General features: G+C 68.1%; 10 protein-coding genes. 6 read left to right on the top strand and 4 right to left on the bottom strand.

The window, feature by feature from the left end; genetic code table 11:
* Nucleotides 1-6 precede the first annotated feature (6 nt).
* Entirely contained in the window at nucleotides 7-465 is a 459-nt protein-coding gene (locus BJY22_RS26150) for a PGPGW domain-containing protein (RefSeq protein WP_337759092.1), read from the top strand.
* Here BJY22_RS26150 and BJY22_RS26145 read toward each other — a convergent pair.
* The gene (locus BJY22_RS26145; protein ID WP_167211433.1) at nucleotides 433-1,635 is read right to left on the bottom strand and encodes an FAD-dependent monooxygenase; all 1,203 of its coding nucleotides are present in this window, start codon (nucleotides 1,633-1,635) and stop codon (nucleotides 433-435) included. The genes BJY22_RS26150 and BJY22_RS26145 overlap by 33 nt on opposite strands.
* Nucleotides 1,636-1,713: 78 nt before the next feature.
* On the opposite strand from BJY22_RS26145, the gene BJY22_RS26140 reads away from it, so the two are divergent.
* Nucleotides 1,714-2,418: a TetR/AcrR family transcriptional regulator gene (locus BJY22_RS26140; protein ID WP_167211429.1), complete on the top strand. Its 705-nt coding sequence runs from the start codon at nucleotides 1,714-1,716 to the stop codon at nucleotides 2,416-2,418.
* Here the strand turns inward: BJY22_RS26140 and BJY22_RS26135 are convergent.
* A complete protein-coding gene (locus tag BJY22_RS26135) occupies nucleotides 2,384-3,280 on the bottom strand; it encodes a helix-turn-helix transcriptional regulator (RefSeq protein WP_167211426.1) in 897 nt (298 codons plus the stop codon). The genes BJY22_RS26140 and BJY22_RS26135 overlap by 35 nt on opposite strands.
* A 198-nt stretch (nucleotides 3,281-3,478) precedes the next feature.
* Here BJY22_RS26135 and BJY22_RS26130 point away from each other — a divergent pair, with 198 nt between their 5' ends.
* From BJY22_RS26130 to BJY22_RS26115, 4 genes are all read left to right on the top strand, one after another.
* Nucleotides 3,479-6,253 carry an alpha-L-rhamnosidase gene (locus BJY22_RS26130; protein WP_167211422.1) on the top strand — a complete coding sequence of 925 codons (2,775 nt, stop codon included), beginning with the start codon at nucleotides 3,479-3,481 and terminating at the stop codon, nucleotides 6,251-6,253.
* Nucleotides 6,254-6,307: 54 nt separating this feature from the next.
* Nucleotides 6,308-7,639 carry an ABC transporter substrate-binding protein gene (locus BJY22_RS26125; RefSeq protein ID WP_167211420.1) on the top strand — a complete coding sequence of 444 codons (1,332 nt, stop codon included), beginning with the start codon at nucleotides 6,308-6,310 and terminating at the stop codon, nucleotides 7,637-7,639.
* 9 nt (nucleotides 7,640-7,648) lie between these two features.
* Nucleotides 7,649-8,575 (top strand): carbohydrate ABC transporter permease, encoded by a 927-nt coding sequence (locus tag BJY22_RS26120; protein ID WP_167211417.1) that lies wholly within the window; start codon nucleotides 7,649-7,651, stop codon nucleotides 8,573-8,575.
* Between the two features lie 118 nt (nucleotides 8,576-8,693).
* Complete coding sequence (locus tag BJY22_RS26115) at nucleotides 8,694-9,545, top strand: carbohydrate ABC transporter permease (protein ID WP_167211414.1); 852 nt, start codon at nucleotides 8,694-8,696, stop codon at nucleotides 9,543-9,545.
* A gap of 5 nt (nucleotides 9,546-9,550) precedes the next feature.
* On the opposite strand, the gene BJY22_RS26110 is transcribed toward BJY22_RS26115, so the two are convergent.
* Both BJY22_RS26110 and BJY22_RS26105 read right to left on the bottom strand, forming a co-directional pair.
* Nucleotides 9,551-10,177 carry a methyltransferase domain-containing protein gene (locus BJY22_RS26110; RefSeq protein WP_167211411.1) on the bottom strand — a complete coding sequence of 209 codons (627 nt, stop codon included), beginning with the start codon at nucleotides 10,175-10,177 and terminating at the stop codon, nucleotides 9,551-9,553.
* Entirely contained in the window at nucleotides 10,174-11,307 is a 1,134-nt protein-coding gene (locus BJY22_RS26105) for an aminotransferase class V-fold PLP-dependent enzyme (protein ID WP_337759087.1), read from the bottom strand. Before BJY22_RS26105 ends, BJY22_RS26110 begins: the two co-directional genes overlap by 4 nt.
* Nucleotide 11,308: the final 1 nt, after the last annotated feature.

Genomic DNA, 11,308 nt, shown 5'->3' with positions numbered 1-11,308 from the left:
GGGAACGTGGCCGAGCAGAAGAGTCCCGACCGCACCGATCACAACGTCACGCTGGATGCGGGGGACGATCGGTGGGAGTGGCGTCGGAAGATCCGGGCGAACCCGAGGAAGCACCTCGTTTACCGGATCGGTGTGGGTGTGGTCGGTGGTCTGCTGATCATCGCCGCTCCGTTGACCGGGTGGTTGCCGGGACCGGGCGGGATCCCGTTGTTCATCGCGGGTCTCGCGGTGCTCGCGAGCGAGTTCGAGTGGGCGCAGCGGGTGCTGTACCGGGTCAAGGACTGGGTGAAGGACCTCACCGCCTGGACCGGCAAGCAGCCCGCCTGGCTGAAGGCGCTCGGAACCGTGGCGCTCTTCCTGTGCGTCCTGGTCGCGATCTGGCTCTACATGGCCGTCCTCGGCGTCCCGGGCTGGCTGCCCGACTCCTGGGAGTCACTTTTGTTCAAGCTGCCCCTCCTGCCCTGAGGCCGAGCTGATCGGGTACGTCGGCAGCTCGATCAGCTCGCTCATGTTCTGGGCCATCTTGAGCATCTGGTTCATGAAGAAAGGGATGTCGAGGATCTTGTTCCGCGCCGTGATCCCGAACCGGGTGGCCGGCGCCAGGAACGAGCCGGCGCGGCTGCCGTCCTGGGTCGTCGACACGGCCTTCCGCAGCCGCGCCTCGTACCGCTCGAAGGCGGTCCGGAGATCGCCCTGCGCCTGCGCCAGCTCGCCCGCAAGTACATAGGCGCCGACCACCGCAGTACCGGTGCCGAGGGCCCCGAACGTGGCGCCGTACCCCGCGTCGCCGAGCAGCACGATCCGGTCGGTCGACCAGTGGTCCACGCGCACCCGGCTGATCGAGTCGAAGTACAGCTCCGTTGCCGCTGGCAACGCTTCCAGCAACGCCGGCACGTGCCAGCCGAGGCCGCTGAACTGCTCCCGCAGGATCGCCTTCTGCTGAGCCAGATCGCGACGGTCGTACTCCAGGACCGGCGACTTGAACATGAACAGCGTCTGCGCCAGCGACGGGTCACGACGGTCCCCGCCGACACCCGCCAGCTTCCCCGGCACGTTGTACATCAGTGTGTCCCCGGAGATCCCCATCGTGTTCGGTACCTCCCACCCGCCCACGTAGTAGTCCAGGTGACGCTCCACAACCTGCTCCTGCGGCCAGGCAAGCCGCCGTACGACGGAATGCATCCCGTCCGCGCCGACAACCAGGTCGTACGTCTCCTCAATCCCGCTCTCGAACCGCACGTCCACCCCACCCGAGTCCTCGTGCAACGCGGCGATCGAGTCGCCGAAGCGGTACGTCGCCTGCGCACAGCTGTGCTCGTACAACACCCGGGACAGGTCGGACCGCAGTACCTCGAGCTCACCGCCCGCGAACTCGGCCGGCATCCGCATCAGCTTGCGGCCCTTCTCGTCGACGAACCGCATCGCGTTACCTCCGGTCTGCAGCGACCGCAGCTCCTCGAGCACGCCCATCCGCGACAGCACCGTGGTGAACACCTCGCCGCGGAAGTCCACGGCGTACCCGCCCTGCCGCAGCGCGGGCGCGATCTCGACGACCGTCACGTCATGCCCCGCCCGGCCCAGCCACAGCGCCGCCGACGGCCCCGCGACACTCGCACCCGACACCAGAATCTTCATCTCAGCTCCCAACTGTGTCCGGCGGACACATTAAAGTGTATGGTAGACACAGTTCGAGCCGAAAGGAAAGGACGATCGATGACCGAGCTGCTCTGGGGCAAGGAACCGGCGCGCACGCGCGGTCCCAAACCGGCGATCACGCTGACCGCCATCGCCGAGGCCGCGATCGCCATCGCGGACGCCGAGGGCCTCGACGCGGTCTCCATGCAACGGATCGCCGGCGAGCTCCCGGTCACCAAGATGGCCCTCTACCGCCACGTCCCCGGCAAGACCGAACTGGTCGCGGTGATGAGCGACCTCGCGATGGGTGCCCCGCCCGAGCGCCCCGGCCTTCCCTGGTGCGAGGCCCTCCACACCTGGGCCATGGACCTGTACGACGGTTTCGCCCGCCACCCGTGGCTGCTGCAGTCCACGATCGGCCGCCGTCTGCTGGGCCCCAACGAGCTGGCCTGGATGGAGCGCGGGCTCGCCACCCTCGCGGACAGCGGGCTGACCGGCGGCGAACAACTGGACTCGATCCTGGTCGTCACCAGCCACATACGGAACATCGCCCAGCAGTCCGCGACGTTCCCCGGCCACACGACCGGGCTCACCGAGGAGGACCTGCAGCAGTCACTGACCGAGATCCTGCGCGACGAGGCCGATCGATTCCCGCACCTGGTGGCCGCGATGCGTACGTCGGCGGGCAGCGAGAACCAGGGACTGGAGTTCGGCCTGCAGCGGATCCTGGACGGTCTCGAGTTGCTCGTCAGTGGCCGGGCAGACTGTGCCGGATCGCGTTGAAACGTTCTCGGTAGAGCGAGGCAGGAAGGCCGTAGTGCGATTTGAACCGGCGGGCGAAGTAGTTCTGGTCGGGCCAGCCGACCGATTCCCCGATCCGGCTGATCGGGAGATCGGTGTGCAGCAGCCGGTCGGCCGCGAGCTCGACGCGATGCCGCGACAGGTACGCCATCGGCGGCAGCCCGGTCACCGACTTGAACAGCCGGACCAGGTACCCCGGCGCGAGATGCAGCTCGCCGGCCAGATCGGTCAGCGTCCAGCGCCGGGCCGGGTCGGCCTCCATCATCCGCATCGCTTCGACAACGGCGGGGTGGGTGTACTCGCGCCGTTCGTCACTGCCGGCCACGGTGCGCGCGACGCAACTCAGGTACAGCGAGAGCCAGCCGATCACCTCGGCGCGATGCCGGCTCAGCGGCTGGTTGCGCAGTTGCCGCAATCCGTCCAGGTGACCGACGGCCTCGTGCACGGTCGCGGCGTCGAGGTGGGTCGCGAGCATTCCCCGGCGTTGCCCGGAGAAAGGTCCGGTCCACAACAGGTAACCCAGTAAGGGATCCTCGCGCGCCCACGCGAGTTCCCGGCGGACGAGGTCGGCCGAGAAGCAGCAGTTGTACACCTCGAGTGCCTCGCAGTCGACGTACTCGTGCCAGACTCCCGGACGCAGCAGGATCGCGTCACCGGCCCCGATCCGTTGACGTCCGGCGAGGCTGTGGTGGACGCCCTCACCGCCAGTGACGAGCACCAGTTCGAAGAAACTGTGCGTGTGCAACGGGTGCGCCTTCTCGTGCAGGTGCGTGCCCGCGTGCACCACCGTCCCCTCGACGAAGTGCAGCACGGTCCCGCGGGTCCTCACCGGCTCGTCGGCCATGCTTCACGATAGGGGCCGAGGTGCAGATCGTGCTAGAGCGAGTGCACTTCGGGCTAGTGACGGGCGACTGCCGGTCGCAGGATCAGGGAACAGGCGAAACGTCCTCGCCGATCAATCAGCCAGATACCGGGCGTTTCGTCGGAGCACCCAATGAATCGTTTCACAGACCGTCCTGATCAGCGCCCTGGTTGGAGCCTCATGTCGCATATCGCCGCACCCACCGCCCTCCGCTTCGAGCATCGACCCGCGCCGGTGACCGGGATCGGCACCGCCACGCCACGGATCTCCTGGCAGGTCCCGGCCGCGGACGCCGGCTACGCGCAGACGGCGTACGAAGTCGAGATCACCACCGGCACGACCCAGGTCTTCACCGTCCAGTCCCCCGACCAGGTCCTGGTGCCCTGGCCGGGTGACCCGCTCGCCTCCCGGGAGACCGCGCAGGTCCGGGTCCGGGTCCGCGGTAACGACGACTGGAGCGACTGGAGCGAGCCGGCGTCCGTCGAGGCCGGGTTGCTCACGCCGGACGACTGGAGCGCCCGGTTCGTCAGCCCGCGCGACAACCCGCACGGCTCCCCCGCGCCGCTCGTCGCCGGTGCTGCCGACCTCCCCGACGGCATCGTCAAGGCCCGTCTGTACGCCACGTCGTACGGCATCAATCTCCCGGAGCTCAACGGGCAGCGCGTCGGCACCGAGGAGCTCGCGCCCGGCTGGACGGCGTACCAGTACCGGCTCCGCTACCAGACGTACGACGTGACCGAGCTCGTCCGGCCTGGTGAGAACAAGCTCGAGTTCCTCCTCGGCAACGCCTGGTACCGCGGCCGGATCGGGTTCCGGGACCAGAAGCAGCTGTACGGCGAGCGCCTGGCCGTCCTCGCGCAACTCGAGGTGACCACCGACGACGGGCGACTGCACACGTTCGGCAGCGACGGCACCTGGACGTCCCGCGAGAGCAACGTCCTCGCCGACGACCTGTACGACGGCCAGACCACCGACCTCCGCCGGCAGCCCGGCGAATCCACCCCCGTCGACGTCCTCGACGCCGACCTGAGCCTGCTCGTCGCGCCCGACGGCCCGCCCGTCCGCATCACCGACGTACTGCCCGCGGTCGAGATCACCACGTCGCCGTCCGGCAAGACCCTCGTCGACTTCGGGCAGAACCTCGTCGGCCGGGTCCGCCTCAAGGTCCGCGGCCACAACGAGGGCGACGAGATCGTCCTGCGGCACGCGGAGGTTCTGGAGGACGGCGAACTCGGCGTCCGCCCGCTCCGCACCGCGAAGGCCACCGACACGTACATCCTGGCCGGCCCGGACGAGGTCACCCTCGACTCACCGCTCACCTTCCACGGATTCCGGTACGCCGAGGTGAACGGCGTGACCGGCCTGCGCAAGGAGGACCTCGAAGCCGTCGTCATCAACAGCGACCTGCGCCGCACCGGCTGGTTCGAGTCGTCGAACGAACTGCTCGACAAGTTCCACCAGAACGTGGTGTGGGGCATGCGCGGCAACTTCGTCGACGTACCGACCGACTGCCCGCAGCGCGACGAGCGGCTGGGCTGGACCGGCGACATCCAGGTCTTCTCCCCGAGCGCGAGCTTCCTGTTCGACACCGGCGGCTTCCTGACGAACTGGCTCGCCGACCTGGCCGCCGAACAGCAGAAGGACGGCTCGGTACCGTTCGTCGTACCGGACGTGCTCAAGAACGAAGGTCCGGCGACGGCCGCATGGGGTGACGCGGCAACGATCGTCCCGTGGGTGATCTACGAGCGCACCGGCGACGCCGGGCTGCTCGCGCGGCAACTGCCGAGCATGCGCGCGTGGGTCGACAAGATGGCCGACCTGGCGGGCAGCGACCTGCTCTGGTCGGGCGGGTTCCAGTTCGGCGACTGGCTCGACCCGACCGCGCCGCCGGACAACCCGTTCCGCGCCAAGGCGGACCCCGACGTCGTCGCGACCGCGCACCTGGCGCGCTCGGCGGAGGTGGTCGGCAAGGCCGCGGAGATCGTCGGCCAGACCGACCTCGCCCGCGAGTACGCCGACCTCGCCGGCCGCGTCCGGCAGGCGTTCGCGACCGAGTACGCGACCGACGGCGGGCGGGTACTGAGCGACGCGGCAACAACCTACGCGCTCGCCCTGCAGTGGGCCCTGCTGCCGACCGGGAACCAGCGGCAGCGCGCCGGCGAGCGGCTCGCCGACCTCGTCCGTACGTCGGGATTCCGGATCAGCACCGGATTCGTCGGAACGCCGCTGATGGCCGACGCACTGGCCGATTCCGGACATCCTGACCTGGCGTACCGCCTTCTGCTACAGACAGGCTGCCCCTCTTGGCTGTACGCAGTGACGATGGGAGCCACGACGGTCTGGGAACGCTGGGACAGCATGCTGCCGGACGGCAGCATCAACCCCGGCCAGATGACGTCGTTCAACCACTACGCCCTCGGCGCCGTCGCCGACTGGATGCACCGACGGGTCGCAGGTCTCGCGGCGGCCGAGCCCGGCTACCGCACCATCGACGTCCGCCCATTGCTCACCGACCAGCTGACGAAGGCGTCCGCCAGGCACCTCACGCCGTACGGCGAGGCATCGGTCGCCTGGACCCGCGCCGACGGTCAGGTCACGCTGACGGTCACCGTCCCCGTCGGCTCCAGCGCCAAGGTCGCCGTACCCGGTCAGGACGTCGTCGAGGTCGGACACGGTACGCACGAATGGACCGCGGACGACCCGTACGCCGAGACGCCGGAGCTGCCGGCCGACGCCACGGTCCGGCAACTCCTCGACCACCTGCCGACCTGGTCCGCACTCGCGACCGCCGCCACCGAGACCGGTTTCGTCACCGACGACGCCGACCTCGCGGGCCGTCTCGAGCGCTACCTCGACCAGCCGGCCGCCGGTCTCGTCGACGCCATCAGCCGGCGCGGCCTCACCCCGAGCGCCGAGGCCGTCAAGGCCGCACTCGGCGCGCTCCTCAACCACTAACCCACTCACCCGACCGCCCCGCTGCCGTTCGCAGAACATCCCTTGGAGGTCATGATGAGGTTCCGCCCAGGAGCCAGTGGACTAGCCCTACTGGCCGTCTGTTCTCTCACCCTCACCGCGTGCAGCGCGGGCAGTCTCGGATCCAGCGACGACGCCGGCGGCAGCACCGCGGTCGAGATCACGTACCTGATCGGCAATCAGGAGCAGGATCTCAAGGAGGCCCAGCAACTCACCAAGGACTTCACCGCCAAGAACCCCGACGTCACCGTCAAGCTGGAGACCCGGCCGGCCGGATCCGAGGGTGACAACATCGTCAAGACCCGGCTGTCGACCGGTGACATGACGGACGTGTTCGCGTACAACACCGGGTCGCTGTTCCAGGCGATCGCGCCGGACAAGAACCTGGTCGCGATCACCGACGAGCCCTACATCGGCGACCTGGACGAGAACTTCACCAGGACGGTGAAGTCCGGCGACAAGATCTACGGGGTGCCGTCCGGCGGGTTCATGGGTGGTGCGGTCCTCTACAGCATCCCGATCTACAACAAGCTCGGACTCACGGTGCCGAAGACCTGGGCCGAGTTCATGGCCAACAACGCCAAGATCAAGGCCGCCGGCGGCGGCGTCGCGCCGGTGATCCAGACCTACGGCGAGACCTGGACCTCCCAGCTGTTCGTCCTCGGCGACTTCCACAACGTGGCGGTGTCCGAGCCGGACTTCGCCGACAAGTACACCAAGAACCAGGCGAAGTACGCGACGTCACCGGCGGCGGTCAAGGGGTTCGAGCACACCCAGCAGGTGCACGACCTCGGCTACCAGAACAAGGACTTCGCCTCGGCGAAGCTGCCGGACGGTCTCAAGATGCTTGCCACCGGCAAGGGTGCGCACTACCCGATCCTGTCCGGTGTGGTCAACGACATGGTGGCCACCAACCCGAACGCCGCCAAGGACGTCGGTCTGTTCGCGCTGCCTGGTGACGACGCGAGCAAGAACGGTCTGACCGTGTGGACGCCGGGCGGTATCTACATCCCGAACACCACCAAGGACGACAAGCTGGAGGCGGCGAAGAAGTTCCTCGCGTTCGTGGCCAGCCCCGACGGCTGCAAGTCCCTGGCTGCCGCGGGCGTCCCGACCGGTCCGTACGCCGTCAAGGGTTGTGAACTCCCGGCCGACGTACCTCAGTCGATCAAGGACATGCAGCCGTACCTCGACAAGGAAGGCGGGTCCAGCCTGGCGCTGGAGTTCGTGTCGCCGGTGAAGGGCCCCTCGCTGGAGCAGATCACCGTCGAGGTCGGATCCGGGATTCGCAAGGGCAAGGACGGCGCGGCGCGGTACGACGAGGATGTGAAGAAGCAGGCGCAGCAACTCGGACTGGCGGGTTGGTGAGGTCGGCCCATGACCATCACCTCGGCTCGTCCGAAGTCACGCAGTGAATCGAACCCGGCCGCACCCGCGGCCGGGAGGAGGTTCTACACGCCGTACTCGTTCTGGTTCTATCTGCCCACCGCGGTGATCTATGCCGTGCTGTTCCTGATCCCGACGTTCGCTTCCTTCTACTACAGCCTGACCCGGTGGACGCTGTTCGACTCGAACTTCATCGGGTTCGACAACTTCGTGATGTTCTTCCAGGAGCCCGCCCTGGTCAAAGGCTTCACCAACACGTTGGTCTTCGCGGTGGTGACGTCGGGGTCGAAGGTGGTGCTCGGGCTGCTGCTCGCCGTTCTGCTGACGTCGCGGATCGTCGGCCGCAGCTATCTCCGGTCGGTCGTGTTCTTTCCGGTGCTGGTCAGCACCATCGGTGTCGGGCTGACCTTCCAGGTGCTGATGAACCCCGAACGCGGGCTGATCAACGGCGCCCTGGGCGTGATCGGCATCGACGGACCGGGGTGGCTGACCGACCCGTCGTGGGCGTTGATGTCGCTGGCACTGGTCGACGTGTGGAAGGGCGTCGGTCTGGCGACGCTCATCTACATCGCCGGGATCGTGTCGATCCCGCGGGAGTACATGGAGGCCGCCCGGGTCGACGGGGCCGGGGCGTGGGACTCGTTCTGGCGGATCGTGCTGCCGCTGTCCCGGCCGGCCACGGTCACCGTCATCATCTTGTCCCTGATCGGCGGCCTGCGGTCGTTCGAGCTGATCTGGGCGATGACGCGGGGCGGGCCCGGCTTCACCTCGGACGTGATCTCGTCAGTGATCTACAAGCAGTACCAGGCCGGGTTCTACGGCCTCTCCACGGCCGGCAACGTGATCCTCTTCCTGGTGGTCACGCTGATCGTGCTGCCGCTGAACTGGTTCCTGAACCGCAAGGAGGTGAACCTGTGAGCACCGTACATATGCCGCGACTCCGTCGCGGCGGCTCATGGGGCTGTTGCTCCCGGTCTTCCCTCGTCGCTCCGGTCGCTTCGCTCCCTCCGCTCCTCAGTCCAGACCGGGAGGCCCCATGAGTACCTCCGAACTCGTCAATCACCGGCCGGGCCGGAGCTACCTGCTCAGCGCGGTCGCCATCGTGTCGTCGATCGTGGTGTTCGTGATCCCGTTCGCCTTCATCGCGCTGACCGCGGTGAAGGACCGGCAGCAGTCCGCGGACCTCGACTTCGCCTGGCCGAACCAGTTCCAGGTCGTGCAGAACTTCATCGACGTGGTCAAGGCCCGCGACTACATGCTGGTGATCGCCTTCATCAACAGCACGATCCTCACCGTGGCCAGTGTGGCCGGCATGGTGGTGCTGGCGGCGATGGCCGGGTTCGTGCTGCAGCGGCGCAAGAGCCGGTGGAATCCGTTCATCAACTTCCTGGTGCTGTCCGGGCTGATCATCCCGCCGGCCGTCGTCCCGACGATCTGGGTGCTGCAGAGACTCGGTCTGTTCCGGACCATGCCGGGGTTGATCCTGATCGAGATCGCGTTCGGTCTGTCGTTCTGCATTCTGTTGTTCCGGGCGTTCGTCTCGACCATCCCACGCGAACTCGACGAGGCCGCGATCATCGACGGCGCCGGACCGTTGCGGCTGTTCTTCGGGGTCATCTTCCCGCTGCTCAGATCCGTCATCATCACCGTCATCGTCGTGCAGTCCGTCGCGGTGTTCAACGACTTCGTGAACCCGCTGTACTTCCTGCCCGGCGACCAGAACGCGACCGTTCAGCTGACGCTGTACAACTTCCAGAGTCAGTTCAGCACGCAGTACAACCTGCTGTTCATGAACATCCTGCTGATCACGATCCCGCCGCTGATCATGTTCCTGTTCTTCAACCGCAAGATCGTCGCCGGTATGACGTCCGGGGCGATCAAGGGGTAGCCGGATCAGAGCGCCGGTTTGCGGACGATGAGGGCGGCCTGGGCGGCGTCCTTCTCGCCGGGCAGCGCCGCGCGCGTCAGGGTCGCCACCTCGGCGAACCCGGCGCCGCCCAGCAGCCCGGCGACGTCCGCGACGTCGTACATGTAGACCTCGAGGTCCAGGTCGTGACCGTACCCGTGGCTGAGGTGGCGGCTGCCGTCGCCGACCTTGAAGCCGTGCACCAGGTGGCCGCCGGGCCGGAGCACCCGGAAGAGCTCCGCGAACACCGCCGGAAGGTCCTCGCGAGGAGTGTGGACGAGCGAGTACCACGCGAGGGCCCCGGCGAGCTCACCGTCCTTCAGGTCCAGGTCGAACAACGACCCGACCTCGAACCGCAGCTCCGGGTACTCGCGCCGCGCCACCTCGATCATCCCCGGCGTCAGGTCGACCCCGAACACATCCAGCCCCTTGCCGGCCAGGTACGTCGTGATCCGCCCGGTCCCACACCCGAGATCCCCGACCGGCCCGCCTGGGACCAGCGCGGCGAAGTAGTCCAGGGCACCGATCTCGAACGGGTCGGCGTGGTGGTAGTCCTTCAGGATCGCGTGATAGTCGGCGGCAGCGATGTTGTAAGAGCGTTGGATGTCGTTCACGCGAGAACCCTAGGCAGGCCCTCCGACAGTTTCTCGTAGTCCGCCGGCGAGTTGTACGCGTGCGCCGACAACCGGACGAAGCCGCGGCCCTCGAAGCCGGTCAGGGTGATCTCGGCCTTCAGTTCGCGCGACACCCGCATCTTCAGGGCCTCGCCGCCGGACAGGTCGACCGACGACGGCAGCTCGACCAGCCGCATCGTCGCCGGCGGGTGGACGACCTCCGCGATTCCGGTGCCGAGCGCCTTGGCGAGGATCCTCGCGCCCTCCTCGACGAGGCCTGTCAGCTGCGGGCGGCGGGTCGGCCAGTTCAGGTCGGCCAGCACCCGCAGCGACTCCGGCGCGGCGATCCACGGCACGTAGTCGTACGTCCCCTGCGAGTCGAAGCGCTCCGGCATCCGCTCGTCGTACTCCGACCACGACACGATCAGCGGCTTGGCCGCCGACCGCCACCGCTCCGCGACCACCAGCCCGGCCGTCGCGCGCGGAGCCGCCGGCCACTTGTGGAAGTTGCCCGTCCAGAAGTCGGCTCCGGCCGCGGCCGGGGCGTCGATGAGCGCGGGGGCGTGCGCGCCGTCCACGACGATCGGTACGCCGTGCTCGTGAGCGGCCGCCACCAGGGCGTCGATCGGGAACACCTTCGCCGTACCCGAGGTGATCTGGTCGACGATCAGGACGGACGCCTTGCCGAGGTGCCGCGCGATCAGCGCGACCACGGTCTCGTCGTCGGCCTCGAGCGGGATCCCGACGTTCACCACCTCGGCGCCGCGGTCCTTGGCGATCCGCTCGGCGGCGTACCGCACCGCGCCGTACGCGTGGTCGGTCAGCACGATCCGGCTGCCCGCGGGGATCGGCAGCGTGTGCAGCGCGACGGTCACGCCGGCGCTGGCGTTCGCGACCAGCGCGAACCCGTCGGGATCGGTGTCCAGGTACGACGCCAGCGCGAGGCGGCTCGTGGTCAGGCGGTCGGCGACGGTCCGGAACCACACCATCGGGTTCGCGTCCATCTCCGTCCGCAGGCGCGCCATCAGCTCCTGCGTCCGGCGTGGCACGGCGCCGTACGAACCGTGATTGAGGTGCAGGACATCGGGATCGAGGGTCCACAGGTCGGGGCGGGGGGTGAGTACCGTCACC

The organism is Kribbella shirazensis, assembly GCF_011761605.1.
GTDB classification, from domain to species: Bacteria; Actinomycetota; Actinomycetes; order Propionibacteriales; family Kribbellaceae; genus Kribbella; species Kribbella shirazensis.
The sequence above is the reverse complement of the archived record's forward strand: the minus strand, read 5'-3'. Positions and strand labels throughout refer to the sequence as shown.

Excerpts from the sequence above, each read along its gene's own strand:
- BJY22_RS26145 (WP_167211433.1), bottom strand. The coding sequence starts at position 1,635 with ATGAAGATTCTGGTGTCGGGTGCGAGTGTCGCGGGGCCGTCGGCGGCG.
- BJY22_RS26140 (WP_167211429.1), top strand. The coding sequence starts at position 1,714 with ATGACCGAGCTGCTCTGGGGCAAGGAACCGGCGCGCACGCGCGGTCCC.
- BJY22_RS26135 (WP_167211426.1), bottom strand. The coding sequence starts at position 3,280 with ATGGCCGACGAGCCGGTGAGGACCCGCGGGACCGTGCTGCACTTCGTC.
- BJY22_RS26130 (WP_167211422.1), top strand. The coding sequence starts at position 3,479 with ATGTCGCATATCGCCGCACCCACCGCCCTCCGCTTCGAGCATCGACCC.
- BJY22_RS26125 (WP_167211420.1), top strand. The coding sequence starts at position 6,308 with ATGAGGTTCCGCCCAGGAGCCAGTGGACTAGCCCTACTGGCCGTCTGT.
- BJY22_RS26120 (WP_167211417.1), top strand. The coding sequence starts at position 7,649 with ATGACCATCACCTCGGCTCGTCCGAAGTCACGCAGTGAATCGAACCCG.
- BJY22_RS26115 (WP_167211414.1), top strand. The coding sequence starts at position 8,694 with ATGAGTACCTCCGAACTCGTCAATCACCGGCCGGGCCGGAGCTACCTG.